Here is a 13,262-nt window from a genome sequence, read left to right as displayed (position 1 = left end):
CTTCTTCGAATCCTCCCCGGTACGGGGAGGGGGACCGCTCGGCGAAGCCGAGGGGTGGAGGGGGCTCTCCACCAGCGATATCGGATGTGGAGAACCCCCTCCACCATGCTGCGCATGGTCCCCCTCCCCGTTCCGGGGAGGATTGCAAAGGCTAGGCCGCCATCGTGAACGGCTCCAGTCCGGCGAGCCGCGTGCGCACCGGCGGCGTCGGGATGCTGCGCGGTGCGATCCCGCGCGCCATGTCGGCGATCGCCCGGATATGCGCGGGCGTCGATCCGCAGCAGCCGCCGAGCACATTGACTTGGCCCCCTTTCGCCCATTCGCCGACGAGGCCGGCGGTCGTCGCCGGTTCCTCGTCATAGGCGCCCAGCTCGTTGGGGAGGCCGGCGTTGGGGTAGACCATGATGAGCGTGTCGCAGATATCCGACAGCGTCTTGACGTGCGGGCGCAGCTGCTCCGCGCCGAACGAACAGTTGAGCCCGATCGTTACCGGCCGCGCATGCCGCACCGCGTGCCAGAACGCCTCCACGGTATGACCCGACAGGTTACGCCCGGAAAGGTCGGTCAGCGTCATCGACAGCATCAGCGGCAGGTCGCGGCCGAGCGCGTCGGCGGCCTCCAGCGTCGCCATGATCCCCGCCTTGGCGTTCAGGGTGTCGAAGACGGTTTCGATCAGGATGAAGTCAGCGCCGCCCTCGACCAGGGCGTCGATCTGTTCGCGATACACGTCCTTTAGGTAATCGAAATCGATCTCGCGGTAGCCGGGATCGTTGACGTCGGGGGAGAGCGACAGCGTCTTGTTGGTCGGGCCGATCGCGCCGGCGACGAAGCGGGGGCGGCCATCGCGCGCGGCATATTCGTCGGCGATCCGGCGCGCCATCGCCGCGCTCTCGACGTTGATCTCGCGCACCAGATGCTCGGCGCCGTAATCGGCCTGGCTGATGCGGTTGGCCGAGAAGGTGTTGGTTTCGGCGATATCCGCCCCCGCCTCGAAATAGGCGCGATGGATGGCGGCCGGCACCTCCGGCTTGGTCAGCGCCAGAATGTCGTTGTTGCCCTTCTGGTCGTGGGTCAGCCCGAGGCTGCCGGCGTAATCCGCCTCGGTCAGTTTCCAGTTCTGGATTTCCGTGCCGAACGCGCCGTCGGTGATGAGGATGCGCTTGGCGGCTTCGGCCAGGAAGGTGTCGCGAATGGTCATGTCTTGTCCTTCAAAGCCCCTCCCCTTCAGGGGAGGGGTTGGGGTGGGGGACGCGGGCGACGGTCTCTGCGAGACTCCCCCACCCCCAACCCCTCCCCTGAAGGGGAGGGGCTTACCTGCCTTACGCCGCCGCGACCGCACTCACCGGCTTCGCGCGTACGCCCAGCAGGTGGCAGATCGCGAAGGACAGTTCGGCCTTGTTCAACGTGTAGAAATGGAGCGACTTGACGCCGCCCGCATACAGCTTGCGGCTCAGCTCCGCCGCCAGCGTCGCGGCGATCAGCTGGCGCGCGGCGGGATGATCCTCCAGCCCGTCGAACAGCCGCGCCATCCACGCCGGCACCTCGGTGCCGCACATCGCGCTCATCCGCACGACGCTGGCGAAATTGGTGACCGGCATGATCCCCGGCACGATCTCCGCGGTGATCCCCGCCGCCGCCACCTTGTCGCGATAGCGGAAGAAGGTTTCGGGCTCGTGGAAGAACTGCGTGATCGCGCGGGTCGCGCCCGCATCCAGCTTCGCCTTGAGATTGTCGAGGTCGGCATCGACGCTGAGCGAATCCGGATGGCATTCGGGATAGGCCGCGACCGAGATCTCGAACGGGTGCAGCCGCTTGAGGCCGGCGACCAGCGCCGCCGCATTCTCATAGCCGCCGGGGTGGCTGGCGAACGTCTGCCCCTGCGCCGGCGGATCGCCGCGCAGCGCGACGATGTGGCGCACGCCCGCCGCCCAATATTCCTCGGCCACCTGGTCGATCTCCGCCTTGGTCGCCTCGACGCAGGTGAGGTGCGCGGCGGCGGCAAGGCTGGTTTCGCGCTGGATGCGCGCCACCGTCGCATGCGTGCGTTCGCGCGTCGATCCGGCCGCGCCATAGGTGACCGAGACGAAGCTGGGGGCGAGCGGTTCGAGCGTGCGCACCGCGTCCCACAATTGCTCCTCCATCTTCTCGCTCTTGGGCGGGAAGAATTCGAACGACACGTCGAGGTCGCCGGCCACGTCCGCATAGAGCGGCGCCTTGAGGGCGATCTGCGCCTCTTCCAGCTGGTTCACCGAGATCGTCATGCCGCTTTCACCTCACGCAAATTGATACCCGGCCCTTCGACCCGGTTCAGGACGGGCTTCACGCCGAGCCACAGGGTCACCGTCAACTCTCCACCCTGCAACGTCTCGGTCCGGGCAAGGGCAAGACCGGCATTGCCGAACCAGCCCGCGATCTGCTCGTCGGCGAAGCCCAGCCGCGTATGCGCATCGCGCTGGCGCAGGTCCTCGCGATCGTGCGGGGCGAAATCCGCGATCAGCAGCCGCCCGCCCGGCGCCAGCACCCGCGCCGCCTCGGCGATCGCCGCACCCGGCTGCTGCGCGAAGTGGAGGACGTGATGCAGGATCGCGACGTCCGCCGCGCCATCCGCCATCGGCAGCGCGTACAGGTCCGCCTGGCGCAATTCGGTATTGGGCCGGTCGTGCAGCTTGGCGCGGGCGAGACGCAGCATCTCCGACGAGCGATCGATGCCGAGCGCGCTGTCCGCCTGCCCGCCGAACAGTTCGAGCATCCGCCCGGTGCCGGTGCCGATATCGATCAGGCTGCCGAGCGGCCCTGCCCCCAGCACGCCGGCCATCGCCGCCTCCACCTCGCTCTCGGCGACGTGCAGCGAGCGGATCGCATCCCATTCGTCGGCGTGCCCTTCGAACCAGGCGGCGGCGCTGGCGGCCCGATCGGCGCGCACCGCGGCGAGCCGCGCGACATCGGCGAGCGCCCAGTGATCGGGTTCGGCCCTGCTCCACTGGTCGATCGCCGCGGCGACGGGAGCGGTCGCCGCCGCTCGGCCGAGCGCGACGAACACCCAGCTGCCTTCCTTGCGGCGTTCGGCAAGGCCGGCATCGCACAGGATCTTCACATGCCGGCTGACGCGCGGCTGGCTCTGGCCGAGCACCTGCGCCAATTCGCCCACCGACAGCTCCATCGAGCGCAGCAGCGAGAAGATGCGCAGCCGCGTCGCATCGGCAAGAGCACGGAAGATGTCGAGCGCCAGGGTCATCGCGCTTCAACATATAAAGATATCTTTATATGGGGTCAACGCGGACCCGAAGCGCTTATCCTGCGTTTGCGCGAGGTTGAGTCATCAAGGGAGAAACCTATGAAACGCCTGCTGATCCTCGCCGCGCCGCTGGCCATCAGCCTTGCCGCGTGCAGCCAGAATGCCCAGGACCAGACGGCGCAGGCAGGCAATGCGATCGCCGCCGACACCGAGGCGACGACCCGTAACGCGGTGAGCGACGTCGATGCCGCCACCGATCGCGCCTTCGGTTCGGCCGAACGCCACCTCGACAATGCCGGCGACGATATCGCGCGGGCGAGCGACAATGCCGGTGCCCGGATCGATCGCGGCGCCGACCGCGCCGGGGCGGCGATCTCCAACGCCGCCGATCGCGCCGCCGACGCGACGGGCAACACGCTCGAACGCGCCGGACGTGCGCTGAAGGATTGATCTTCGGATCGATCGGGGGAAGGTCCGTGGCCATGCAACGTGTCATCGCCGCACTGGGCCTTCCCCTGATGCTCCTCGCCACCCTGCCCGCCTGTTCGCCGGGGCGCAGCGACGATCCCGGCGCCGTCTCCGCCGATGAGGCGGCGCAACTGAACGACGCGGCCGCGATGCTCGATGCCAACAGCATCGACCTCGATGCCGTCACCTCCAACGATACGGACGACCGATGACCTACCTGCGCCGCCTGGGCTCCACCGACCTTCGCATCGCGCCGCTGGTGCTCGGCGGCAACGTGTTCGGCTGGACCGCCGACCGGCAGGCGAGCTTTGCCGTGCTCGACGCCTTCGTCGCCGGCGGCGGCACGATGATCGACACCGCGGACGTCTATTCGGCCTGGGTCGATGGCCATCGCGGCGGCGAATCGGAAACGATGATCGGCGAATGGCTGAAGGCGAGCGGCAAGCGCGATCAGGTGCTGATCGCGACCAAGGTCGGCATGCTGCCCGGCGAGGGCGGCGAGAAACTGGCCCCCGCCCGCATCGCCGCCGCCGCGGAAGCATCGCTGCGCCGCCTCGGCACCGATCGGATCGACCTCTATTACGCCCATCAGGATGATGAGTCGGTGCCGCAGGAGGCGGTGCTGGACGCGTTCGGCCGGCTGATCGACGCCGGCAAGGTGCGGGTGATCGGCGCCTCCAACTTCCACGCCGGCCGCCTCAAATCGGCGGTCGATGCCGCCAAGGCGAGCGGCCTGCCGCGCTACCATGTGCTGCAACCCGAATATAACCTGGTCAGCCGCCACACGTTCGAAGGCGAGTTGCAGGATTATTGCGTTACCGAGAATATCGGCGTGCTGCCCTATTACGGCCTCGCCTCCGGCTTCCTCACCGGCAAGTATCGCAGCCGCGACGACCTGAACCAGAGCGTTCGCGGCGGCCGCATGGGCGACCTGCTGGAGGGCAAGGGCGCGGCGGTTCTCGCCGCGATGGACGATGTCGCCGACGACACCGGCGCCACCCATGCCCAGATCGCGCTCGCCTGGCTGATCACCCAGCCGGGAGTCACCGCGCCGATCGCCAGCGCGACGCGGGTGGAGCAGGTCGAGGACCTGCTGCCCGCGATGACGCTGGCGCTGAGCAAGGAGCAGCTCGACCGGCTCGACGCCGCGGGGGCCTGATCCTCGGCCGCGGTCATCCCCGCCTGCACGGGGATGACCGCGGGGAGGAAAGCGCCCCTCCCCCTTCAGGCCGCGAACTGGTTCATCGTGTTGTGCGCGCCGCCCGCCTTCAACGCAGCCTCGCCGGCGAAATAGTCCTTGTGGTCGTCGCCGATGTCGGAGCCGGACATGTTCTGGTGCTTCACGCAGGCGATGCCTTCGCGGATCTCGCGGCGCTGCACCTCCTTCACATAACCGAGCATGCCCGCCTCGCCGAAATAGTCGCGCGCCAGCGTGTCGGTGGACAGCGCCGCCGTATGATAGGTCGGCAGGGTGATGAGATGGTGGAAGATGCCGGCACGCGCGCTCGCATCCTTCTGGAAGGTGCGGATGCGCTCGTCGGCTTCGTCCGCCAGCGGCGTGCCGTCATAGTCGGCGCTCATCAGCCGCGCGCGATCATAGCCCGACACGTCCTGCCCCGCCTCGGTCCAGGCGTCATACACCTGCTGGCGGAAGTTGAGCGTCCAGTTGAAGCTGGGTGAGTTGTTGTAGACGAGCTTGGCGTTCGGCACGACCGCGCGGATGCGATCGACCATGCTGGCGATCTGTTCGATGTGCGGCTTTTCCGTCTCGATCCACAGCAGGTCGGCGCCGTTCTGCAGGCTGGTGATGCAGTCGAGCACGCAGCGGTCCGCCCCCGTGCCCTCGCGGAACTGGAACAGGTTCGACGGCAGGCGCTTGGGTCGCAGCAACCGGCCCTCGCGCGCGATCAGCACGTCGCCGCTGCCGATATCGGTCGCCTCGACGGGTTCACAGTCGAGGAAGGCGTTATACTGGTCGCCAAGGTCGCCCGGTTCCCTGGAATAGGCGATCTGCTTGGTCAGGCCCGCACCCAGCGAATCGGTGCGGGTGACGATGATGCCGTCCTCCACGCCCAGTTCGAGGAAGGCGTAGCGGCAGGCGCGCACCTTGGCGAGGAAGTCCTCGTGCGGCACGGTGACCTTGCCGTCCTGATGGCCGCATTGCTTTTCGTCGCTGACCTGGTTCTCGATCTGCAAGGCGCAGGCGCCTGCCTCGATCATCTTCCTGGCCAGCAGGTAGGTCGCCTCGGCATTGCCAAAGCCCGCGTCGATATCGGCGATGATCGGCACGACATGGGTTTGGTGGGTATCGATGGCGTGGCTGATCCGCTGCGCCTCGACCTCATTGCCTGCCTCGCGCGCCCTGTCGAGATCGCGGAACAGCAAGCCGAGTTCGCGCGCATCGGCCTGACGAAGGAAGGTGTAGAGTTCCTCGATCAGCGCGGGCACGCTCGTCTTTTCGTGCATCGATTGATCGGGCAGCGGCCCGAACTGGCTGCGCAGCGCAGCGACCATCCAGCCCGACAGGTACAGGTAGCGGCCCTGCGTGGTGCCGAAATGCTTCTTGATCGCGATCATCTTCTGCTGGCCGATGAAGCCGTGCCAGCAGCCGAGCGACTGGGTGTAGGCCGCGGGATCGGCGTCATAGGCCGCCATGTCCCGCCGCATGATCGCCGCGGTATAGCGCGCGATATCCAGGCCGGTGCGGAAGCGGTTCTGAAGCTGCATGCGCGCGACGGCCTCCGCATCGATGCCGCCCCATGTCGGCTGCCCGCCGATGAGCTGGTGGGCGCCGCCGATCTGCTGCTGGTAGGTCATGGTCACGTCCCTCGCTGGTTCCGATGCGAGGCGGTGTATAGAAAATGACAGCCGATTCCACGGTGCGCCGCCGATAATCGGAGTGCACTTGTCACACTACCGGCTTTATCTCTGTGCGGTTGTAACTTTTACTACAATCAATCGCCGGCGAAGGTGAAGCCGGACACGCCGCGGTCGCGCTCGTTGATGAGCAGGGCGCGGCCGGTGGGGGGCGCCGAACGTTGCGGGCAGTCGGTCCGGTGGCAGGCGCGGCAGCCGAGGCCGATCGGCGTCGCATCGCCCCGCAGGTCGACGCCGCGCGCCACCGCCAGCGCACCGCCCAGGTCCGCCGCCACGCCGAGCCCCACGGCGAACTCCGCCAGCACGCCGCCATAGCGCCGCCGCTGCGGCGTCACCGTGCGCGCGATCGTCAGCCAGCGCGCGCCATCCTCCAGCTCGACCAGTTGCACCGCCAGCGCACCGGGCCGGTCGAAGGCGTGATGCAGCCGCCACAAGGGGCACCGCCCCTCCGCCTCGGCAAGCGGCGAGGCGCTCGCGCCGGAAAAGCGCTTCGAACATTGCCCGGCGCGGTCGATCCGGATGAGGAAGAACGGCAGGCCGCGTGCGCCGACGCGGTGCAGCGTCGTCAGCCGATGCGCCACCTGTTCGAAGCCCGCGCCGAAGCGGCGTTGCAGCAGCTCGAAATCATAGCCCGTCGTCTCGCACGCCCGCAGGAAGCGCGCGTAGGGCATCATCACCGCCGCGGCGAAATAGCTGGCGAGGTGGCGGCGGAACAGCCGCTCCGACGAACGATCGGCGAAACCCGCGCCCTTGGCCAACGCCTCGATCTCCGCCCGCGCCTCGATCTGCGCCAGTTGATAGGCGGCGGCAAAGGTGCGCGAGGCGGAATCGAGCGTTTCGCTCAGCTGCAACTGCCGCGCATGCAGGTCGAGCCGGCGCAACAGGTCGGGCATCACGTCGACGGGCAGGATGCGGATGGTCAGCTGGTGCTTGACGCGCAGCCGCTCGGCGATCGCGCCATAGAGGTCGCCCGCCCCCAGCCGCAGTTCGTCGGCCAAGGCCTCCGCCATGCCGTCGAGGTCGGCGAAATGGCCGCGCCAGCGCTCGATCTCGCGCCGCACCTCGGCCACCGGATCGACATGGTCCGCCCCGCTGCCGCCGCCGCCCGCGCCGAGCCGGTCGTAGGTCCGCGCGAACGCCTCCACCCCGCCCGGCGCGCCGGCGAGCCATTCGCCCACTTCGTTGCGATCGATCTCCAGGTCGGCGAACATCGGGTCCGCCAGCCGCCGCCGCATCGCCGCCTCGCCGCCGCCGGGTTCGCCGGCGGTCAGCGCCCGCGGATCGAAGTCGAACGATTCAGCCAGCTTGACGAGCAAGGCCGCGGACAGCGGCCGCTGGTTGCGCTCGACGAGGTTGAGGTAGCTCGACGAGATCGCCAGCGCCTCCGCCATCGCCGCCTGGGTCAGGCCCGCCTGCCGCCGCAGCCGGCGCACGGCATGGCCGGCAAACAATTTACGCTCCGCCATCACTGTCTCCCCGCCCGTTCGAATGTCCGGTACGGGGCGGCTTGTCAATTCCTTACAGCATGACGGAACGGAGTGTCAGCGTGTGGACACGGTGACTTCACCCGGTGGCACCGCGCTGCTGACGACGGCTGCGGACAGCCGCTAACCGATGGCCAGAGAGTTTCCTGGGGAGGAAAGGTGGCCGTCGGCGTCCTGTACGCCGGCGGCCATTCCCGTTCCGAGCTCACGCAACGTGCGCGCGGAACCAGGCGGCGAGTGCTTCCGTATCCATGTCCCCCGCAGCCAGCGCCAGGAACGTCACGACCAATTCGACATTGGATGCGTTCAGCACATAGCCGTTGAGCAGCAGGAACGTTTCGCTCACCACCAGCGCGGTACGCTTGTTACCGTCGACGAAGGGATGATTTCGCGCGATCCCGAATGCGTAGCTGGCCGCAAGGTCGGCCACATCCGGTTCGCCATAGGCCAGCAGGTTGAGCGGACGGGCAAGCGCACTCTCCAACATCGATCGATCGCGCAACCCAGCAGCGCCGCCATGTTCGGCAAGCTGTTCGTCATGGGCGGCAAGCGCCACCTCGATATCGACCCAGATCCATGCGGTCATTTGGCAAGTTCGCGCAACGCGTCACGCCGTCGCCGCATGACGTCGCGGGCCACGGCCATCTGCTCGGCGAATCCCGCATCATGCTTGCGCAGGAACAAGCCGTCGGGCTTGGCGACGACATCGATCGTGCCGCCCTGCTCGACGCCCAGCTTGGCGAGCAGGTCCTTGCTGAGGATGACGCCCTGCGAATTGCCAATCTTGATGACGCGCAGTTCCTGGGCGGGCTTGATGTCGGCTGGCTTGTTCATACACCGGTTATAACATCGCGGCGGGAGCCGTTCCACCCCTTCGCGCGTATCCCTGCCCGCGCCGCGGCAAGACGCGACGGGGAGCCAGCATGACCGACAGCCTGACCGCACGGATTCGCGACAACATCGTCCTCTACGGCGCGTTGGCGGCCAACCTGGGCATCGGCGTCGCCAAGTTCGTCGCCGCGGGGATCACCGGATCGTCGTCGATGCTGACTGAGGGGGTGCACAGCTGCGTCGACAGCGGCAACCAGATCCTGCTGCTCTATGGCCAGCATCGCGCCAAGCGCGCGCCGGATGCGGTGCATCCGTTCGGCTATGGCCGCGAACTGTATTTCTGGGCGTTCGTGGTCGCGATCCTGATCTTCGCGGTCGGCGCGGGCGTGTCGATCTACGAAGGCTATCTGCACATCATCGAGCCCGAGGAGCTGACCGACCCGCTGGTCAATTACATCGTCCTCGCCATCGCCGCAGCGCTGGAGGGATCGTCCTGGTTCATCGCGATGCGTGAATTCGCCAAGTCGAAGGGGACGACCGGCTGGTGGCGCGCGATCCGGCAGAGCAAGGATCCGGCGGGCTTCATCGTCCTGTTCGAAGATTCGGCGGCACTCGCGGGGCTGAGCATCGCCGCGATCGGCGTGTGGGCGAGCCATTATTTCCTTGATCCGCGCATCGACGGCATCGCGTCGATCGCCATCGGACTGATTTTGGGGCTGGTCGCGATCCTGCTCGCGCGCGAGGCCAAGGGGCTGCTGATCGGCGAGCGCGCCAATCCGGAGGTGGTCGAGCGCGTCCGCCAGATCGTCGCCGCACATCCGGCGGTGACCGCGGTCAACCACGTCCGCACCATCCACACCGCACCCGATGCGATCTTCGTCGCGGTCAGCGCCGACTTCGAGGATCAGCTGACCATGGGCGCCGGCGAGACGATCATCGAGGAGATGGAGGATCAGCTGCGCGCCGCCGTGCCGACGCTGAGCTCAATCTACATCCGGCCAGAGAAAAGCGAGAATGCCGCGACGCTGGCGACGGCCGCCGCCGCGGCCAACGAGCATGGGGAACCGCACGGCGGGAGCAGCTGATCGGCTTTGCGAGCCCGCGGCTTTGCAGCTAACATACGGGCCATGCACCGCTTCGTCCTGCGCCCGCTGCTTGCCGCCCTGCTCGTCCTGACGACACTCTTCGGGGCGGCGCCTGCGCTGGCGGCGGTGACGATCACCTTCTGGAGCCACGAACTCGGCAACAGCTTCCCGCACGCCTTCTTCACGCTGCGCGGCGTGCCCGATGCGGGCGGCACACCGGTGGACGTCAATTACGGCTTCACCGCCAAATCGGTCAGCCCCAAGATCCTGATGGGCACCGTGGCGGGCCGGCTCGACATCTCCAAGCCCTTCTACATCGCCGGCAGCGATGCGCAATTTTCCGTCACACTGAGCGATGCGCAATATGCCGAGGTGCTGGCGCTGATCGCGGCATGGGACGAGAAGACCGGCGACGCCCGCTACAATCTCGGCACGCGCAACTGCATCCATTTCGTCAAGGAGGCGGCGCGCATCGCCGGGCTCACCGGCCTCGACCAGCCCCGGCTGATGAAGAAGCCGCGATCCTATCTGAAGGCGGTGGCGGCGGCGAACGAGGGCCACGTCACGCTGGTCGCGATGCACGGCAAGGCGTATCTCGCCTCGCTGCCCCCGCTGGGGCCGGCAGTGGTCGTCGCCTCTCCGCTCACGGCGCCGGTCGCGCCAGTGACTGCGCTGCCGCCAGCCCCTGCCCCCGCCCCTGCTCCAGTACAGATGGTGCAGACCGTCCCGGCGCAATAGCTCAGCCGCGCACGATCTCCACCACATCCAGCGTCGACTGGAAGCCCGGGAACGGCAGCACCAGCCGCCAGCGATCGGGCCCGATCCGCTCGACCAATCCGGCCATGTCGCGCCGCAGGTCCCGCCCGTAGGGCGTCGGCCGCCGCTCGTCGCCGAGCGCCAGCGTGCCGAGGAACACGGTGCGCGAATCGGTGCTGTCGTACAGCGTGCCGCTTTCGCGCTGGTCGCCGTCGGTGGCGAAGCGCAGCACCCCGTCCTCTTCGGTGACCCGGCAGGTCCGCCACCCCCCGGCCAGCAGCGCGCGGCTGGCCGGCCCCACGCCGCCGAGCCGATAGCTGCGGCAGCGATAGGCACCGGGACCGAGCGCCGCGCCCTGGATCACCCGATCGGGATCGAACAGCGCGGCATCCGCGGCGAGCGCCGATGCCCCGCCGGGCGCCGCGCGCACCTTGGCCAGCGCGGCGATCCACGCATCGCGCCAGTTGCGCAGGCGGGCACGGTCCTGCGCCGTCGCCGCCTTGCGCCAATCCACCTCGCGCGGATCGTCGCTGCGCGCGACCGCCGCGGTCGCGACCAGCGCCGCGGCAAGGCCGAGCATGGCGAAGCGCGCCGCCCTCATGCCGCCGTCCAGCCGCCGTCGACCGACAGATTGGCGCCGGTGATCGCCTTCGCCTCATCGCGGCACAGGAACACGGCGAGCGCGGCGACCTGTTCGGGCGTGACGAATTCCTTGGTCGGCTGTGCGGCGAGCAGCACGTCGTTCATCACCTGCTCGCGCGTCAGGCCGCGCGCCTTCATCGTATCGGGGATCTGCGCCTCGACCAGCGGCGTCCAGACATAGCCGGGCGAGATGCAGTTGACGGTGATCCCCGCCTGCGCCGTCTCCAGCGCCAGCGTCTTGGTCAGGCCGGCGATGCCGTGCTTGGCCATGACATAAGCGGATTTGTTGGGACTCGCGACCAGGCTGTGGGCCGATGCGGTGGTGATGATCCGCCCCCAGCCCTGGCGCTTCATATGCGGCACCGCCGCCTTGGCGACGTACCAGGCGCTCAGCAGGTTGATGCGGACGATCGCCTCCATCTTCTCGTCGGGGAAATCCTCGATCGGGGCGACGTGCTGGATGCCGGCATTGTTGACCGCGATGTCGACGCGGCCCGTCTCGCGATGGGCGCGCTCGACCAGCGCCGCGATCGCGTCCGGCCGGGTCATGTCGGCGGCATCGTACAACGCCGGCGCGCCGCTCGTCGCGGTGAGTTCGGCGCGGATCGCCTCGATCGCATCGGCGTCGCCGAAGCCGTTGATGACCACCGCGGCGCCTTCCGCCGCAAAGGCACGGGCATAAGCGAGGCCGATGCCGGAGGTCGAACCGGTGACGATTGCGGTCTTGCCTTGAAGGAACATGGCGCTTGGCTCTCCTGCTGTCGCCTGCCGTCCTGCGTCGGCGGGCGCGTGGTTGCAACCGGGGGGAGGGTTCGGGCATTCGGCTGACAAGCCAAAGGGAGCCTGCCATGCGTCTCGACGATTTCGATCCTAACATTGACGTCGAGGATCAGGGCAATACCGGCGGGGGCTTCGGTGGCGGAGGCGGTGGCGGCGGGCTGCTCTTCGGCCTGCTGCCGCTGATCGGCAGCCGCTTCGGGTGCGGCGGCATCGTCGTCGTGCTGCTGCTGTTCGCGGTGTTCGGCGGGCTCGGCAATCTCGGCGGCCTGATCGGCGGTGGCGGCAGCGGCACGCAGGTGACCCGCAGCGCTCCCTCCGAAGGACGCGGCGCGACGGCGATCTGCTCGTCCGATCCCGACAAGCGCGTCGCCTGCAACGCATTCAGCTCGGCGGACAAGACCTGGGAAGCGATCTTCGCGCAAAGCGGCCAGCGGTTCCGCGCGCCGGGCCTCAGCTTCTTCTCTCAGAACGGCCGTTCGGGCTGCGGCGCCGCGCAATCGGCGATGGGCCCCTTCTACTGCCCGACCGACAGCCGCATCTATCTCGACACCAGCTTCTTCAACGAACTCGCCAACCGCTTCGGGGCCAAGGGCGATTTCGCGCAGGACTATGTGATCGCGCACGAATTCGGCCACCACATCCAGAACCTGCTCGGCACCTCGGACAAGGTGCAGCAGATCCAGCGCAGCAGCGGCGAGACGGCGGGCAATGCCGCCTCCGTCCGGCTCGAATTGCAGGCCGATTGCTATGCCGGCGTCTGGGCGGCGCACAACCGCGACCGGATGGAGCCGGGCGATCTCCAGGAAGGCCTCACCGCCGCCCGCGCGATCGGCGACGACACGCTGCAAAAGGAAACGCAGGGCCGCGTGGTGCCGGACAGCTTCACCCACGGCACCTCCGCGCAGCGCGCCTATTGGCTGCAGCGCGGCATCGAGACGGGCGATCCGGCGCAATGCGACACCTTCTCCGGCGCGATCTGAGGTTCTGTTCGGGAAGGGGGTACACGGCCCTCCCCCGTCATCCCCGCGCAGGCGAGGATCCATACTGGCTGACGATGCGGTTCCTTACACGCCGCAGTGATTATGGATCCCCGCCTGCGCGGGG

General features: G+C 68.1%; 15 protein-coding genes. 6 read left to right on the top strand and 9 right to left on the bottom strand.

Going from position 1 to position 13,262, the window contains the following annotated elements:
• Nucleotides 1-151 precede the first annotated feature (151 nt).
• From ACTZQ5_RS10430 to ACTZQ5_RS10420, 3 genes are all read right to left on the bottom strand, one after another.
• Nucleotides 152-1,198 carry a homocysteine S-methyltransferase family protein gene (locus ACTZQ5_RS10430; RefSeq protein WP_443585118.1) on the bottom strand — a complete coding sequence of 349 codons (1,047 nt, stop codon included), beginning with the start codon at nucleotides 1,196-1,198 and terminating at the stop codon, nucleotides 152-154.
• A 121-nt stretch (nucleotides 1,199-1,319) separates the two neighbouring features.
• Entirely contained in the window at nucleotides 1,320-2,261 is a 942-nt protein-coding gene (gene metF / locus ACTZQ5_RS10425) for a methylenetetrahydrofolate reductase [NAD(P)H] (RefSeq protein WP_443585117.1), read from the bottom strand.
• The gene (locus ACTZQ5_RS10420) at nucleotides 2,258-3,235 is read right to left on the bottom strand and encodes an ArsR/SmtB family transcription factor (RefSeq protein WP_443585116.1); all 978 of its coding nucleotides are present in this window, start codon (nucleotides 3,233-3,235) and stop codon (nucleotides 2,258-2,260) included. Before ACTZQ5_RS10420 ends, metF begins: the two co-directional genes overlap by 4 nt.
• A gap of 99 nt (nucleotides 3,236-3,334) precedes the next feature.
• Between ACTZQ5_RS10420 and ACTZQ5_RS10415 the strand changes: the two genes are divergently transcribed.
• Genes ACTZQ5_RS10415 through ACTZQ5_RS10405 form a run of 3 tightly spaced genes read left to right on the top strand, consistent with a single transcriptional unit; the run spans nucleotide 3,335 to nucleotide 4,862 of the window.
• Nucleotides 3,335-3,685: a hypothetical protein gene (locus ACTZQ5_RS10415; protein ID WP_443585115.1), complete on the top strand. Its 351-nt coding sequence runs from the start codon at nucleotides 3,335-3,337 to the stop codon at nucleotides 3,683-3,685.
• Between the two features lie 32 nt (nucleotides 3,686-3,717).
• Complete coding sequence (locus ACTZQ5_RS10410; RefSeq protein WP_443585114.1) at nucleotides 3,718-3,915, top strand: hypothetical protein; 198 nt, start codon at nucleotides 3,718-3,720, stop codon at nucleotides 3,913-3,915.
• On the top strand, nucleotides 3,912-4,862 hold the full coding sequence (locus ACTZQ5_RS10405; RefSeq protein WP_443585113.1) for an aldo/keto reductase: 951 nt from the start codon (nucleotides 3,912-3,914) through the stop codon (nucleotides 4,860-4,862). The genes ACTZQ5_RS10410 and ACTZQ5_RS10405 overlap by 4 nt, the downstream gene beginning before the upstream one ends.
• A gap of 65 nt (nucleotides 4,863-4,927) precedes the next feature.
• Here ACTZQ5_RS10405 and ACTZQ5_RS10400 read toward each other — a convergent pair whose 3' ends face one another.
• The 4 genes from ACTZQ5_RS10400 to ACTZQ5_RS10385 form a co-directional block, all read right to left on the bottom strand.
• Complete coding sequence (locus tag ACTZQ5_RS10400) at nucleotides 4,928-6,520, bottom strand: isocitrate lyase (protein WP_443585112.1); 1,593 nt, start codon at nucleotides 6,518-6,520, stop codon at nucleotides 4,928-4,930.
• A gap of 137 nt (nucleotides 6,521-6,657) precedes the next feature.
• A complete protein-coding gene (locus tag ACTZQ5_RS10395; RefSeq protein ID WP_443585111.1) occupies nucleotides 6,658-8,046 on the bottom strand; it encodes a helix-turn-helix domain-containing protein in 1,389 nt (462 codons plus the stop codon).
• Nucleotides 8,047-8,269: 223 nt separating this feature from the next.
• Nucleotides 8,270-8,650, bottom strand: a complete 381-nt coding sequence (locus ACTZQ5_RS10390) for a type II toxin-antitoxin system death-on-curing family toxin (protein WP_443585110.1) — start codon at nucleotides 8,648-8,650, stop codon at nucleotides 8,270-8,272.
• The gene (locus ACTZQ5_RS10385; RefSeq protein WP_443585109.1) at nucleotides 8,647-8,898 is read right to left on the bottom strand and encodes an AbrB/MazE/SpoVT family DNA-binding domain-containing protein; all 252 of its coding nucleotides are present in this window, start codon (nucleotides 8,896-8,898) and stop codon (nucleotides 8,647-8,649) included. Before ACTZQ5_RS10385 ends, ACTZQ5_RS10390 begins: the two co-directional genes overlap by 4 nt.
• 89 nt (nucleotides 8,899-8,987) lie before the next feature.
• Here ACTZQ5_RS10385 and ACTZQ5_RS10380 point away from each other — a divergent pair, with 89 nt between their 5' ends.
• Together ACTZQ5_RS10380 and ACTZQ5_RS10375 are read left to right on the top strand one after the other, a co-directional pair.
• Nucleotides 8,988-9,980, top strand: a complete 993-nt coding sequence (locus ACTZQ5_RS10380; RefSeq protein ID WP_443585108.1) for a cation diffusion facilitator family transporter — start codon at nucleotides 8,988-8,990, stop codon at nucleotides 9,978-9,980.
• A gap of 42 nt (nucleotides 9,981-10,022) precedes the next feature.
• The gene (locus ACTZQ5_RS10375; RefSeq protein WP_443585107.1) at nucleotides 10,023-10,718 is read left to right on the top strand and encodes a hypothetical protein; all 696 of its coding nucleotides are present in this window, start codon (nucleotides 10,023-10,025) and stop codon (nucleotides 10,716-10,718) included.
• Nucleotide 10,719: 1 nt separating this feature from the next.
• On the opposite strand, the gene ACTZQ5_RS10370 is transcribed toward ACTZQ5_RS10375, so the two are convergent.
• Both ACTZQ5_RS10370 and ACTZQ5_RS10365 read right to left on the bottom strand, forming a co-directional pair.
• Nucleotides 10,720-11,337 (bottom strand): DUF4893 domain-containing protein, encoded by a 618-nt coding sequence (locus tag ACTZQ5_RS10370; protein ID WP_443585106.1) that lies wholly within the window; start codon nucleotides 11,335-11,337, stop codon nucleotides 10,720-10,722.
• The gene (locus ACTZQ5_RS10365) at nucleotides 11,334-12,119 is read right to left on the bottom strand and encodes a 3-hydroxybutyrate dehydrogenase (RefSeq protein WP_443585105.1); all 786 of its coding nucleotides are present in this window, start codon (nucleotides 12,117-12,119) and stop codon (nucleotides 11,334-11,336) included. Before ACTZQ5_RS10365 ends, ACTZQ5_RS10370 begins: the two co-directional genes overlap by 4 nt.
• A gap of 107 nt (nucleotides 12,120-12,226) precedes the next feature.
• On the opposite strand from ACTZQ5_RS10365, the gene ypfJ reads away from it, so the two are divergent.
• Nucleotides 12,227-13,138, top strand: coding sequence for a KPN_02809 family neutral zinc metallopeptidase (ypfJ, locus tag ACTZQ5_RS10360; protein WP_443585104.1), 912 nt, complete (start codon nucleotides 12,227-12,229; stop codon nucleotides 13,136-13,138).
• The last annotated feature ends 124 nt before the right edge of the window (nucleotides 13,139-13,262 follow it).

This window comes from Sphingomonas cellulosilytica, from assembly GCF_052321755.1.
In the GTDB taxonomy this organism is placed as follows: Bacteria; Pseudomonadota; Alphaproteobacteria; order Sphingomonadales; family Sphingomonadaceae; genus Sphingomonas.
The sequence above is the reverse complement of the archived record's forward strand: the minus strand, read 5'-3'. Positions and strand labels throughout refer to the sequence as shown.

What these genes read in the sequence shown, in the direction of transcription:
- ACTZQ5_RS10430 (WP_443585118.1), bottom strand. Translation starts at nt 1,198, where the DNA reads ATGACCATTCGCGACACCTTCCTGGCCGAAGCCGCCAAGCGCATCCTC.
- metF (WP_443585117.1), bottom strand. Translation starts at nt 2,261, where the DNA reads ATGACGATCTCGGTGAACCAGCTGGAAGAGGCGCAGATCGCCCTCAAG.
- ACTZQ5_RS10420 (WP_443585116.1), bottom strand. Translation starts at nt 3,235, where the DNA reads ATGACCCTGGCGCTCGACATCTTCCGTGCTCTTGCCGATGCGACGCGG.
- ACTZQ5_RS10415 (WP_443585115.1), top strand. Translation starts at nt 3,335, where the DNA reads ATGAAACGCCTGCTGATCCTCGCCGCGCCGCTGGCCATCAGCCTTGCC.
- ACTZQ5_RS10410 (WP_443585114.1), top strand. Translation starts at nt 3,718, where the DNA reads ATGCAACGTGTCATCGCCGCACTGGGCCTTCCCCTGATGCTCCTCGCC.
- ACTZQ5_RS10405 (WP_443585113.1), top strand. Translation starts at nt 3,912, where the DNA reads ATGACCTACCTGCGCCGCCTGGGCTCCACCGACCTTCGCATCGCGCCG.
- ACTZQ5_RS10400 (WP_443585112.1), bottom strand. Translation starts at nt 6,520, where the DNA reads ATGACCTACCAGCAGCAGATCGGCGGCGCCCACCAGCTCATCGGCGGG.
- ACTZQ5_RS10395 (WP_443585111.1), bottom strand. Translation starts at nt 8,046, where the DNA reads ATGGCGGAGCGTAAATTGTTTGCCGGCCATGCCGTGCGCCGGCTGCGG.
- ACTZQ5_RS10390 (WP_443585110.1), bottom strand. Translation starts at nt 8,650, where the DNA reads ATGACCGCATGGATCTGGGTCGATATCGAGGTGGCGCTTGCCGCCCAT.
- ACTZQ5_RS10385 (WP_443585109.1), bottom strand. Translation starts at nt 8,898, where the DNA reads ATGAACAAGCCAGCCGACATCAAGCCCGCCCAGGAACTGCGCGTCATC.
- ACTZQ5_RS10380 (WP_443585108.1), top strand. Translation starts at nt 8,988, where the DNA reads ATGACCGACAGCCTGACCGCACGGATTCGCGACAACATCGTCCTCTAC.
- ACTZQ5_RS10375 (WP_443585107.1), top strand. Translation starts at nt 10,023, where the DNA reads ATGCACCGCTTCGTCCTGCGCCCGCTGCTTGCCGCCCTGCTCGTCCTG.
- ACTZQ5_RS10370 (WP_443585106.1), bottom strand. Translation starts at nt 11,337, where the DNA reads ATGAGGGCGGCGCGCTTCGCCATGCTCGGCCTTGCCGCGGCGCTGGTC.
- ACTZQ5_RS10365 (WP_443585105.1), bottom strand. Translation starts at nt 12,119, where the DNA reads ATGTTCCTTCAAGGCAAGACCGCAATCGTCACCGGTTCGACCTCCGGC.
- ypfJ (WP_443585104.1), top strand. Translation starts at nt 12,227, where the DNA reads ATGCGTCTCGACGATTTCGATCCTAACATTGACGTCGAGGATCAGGGC.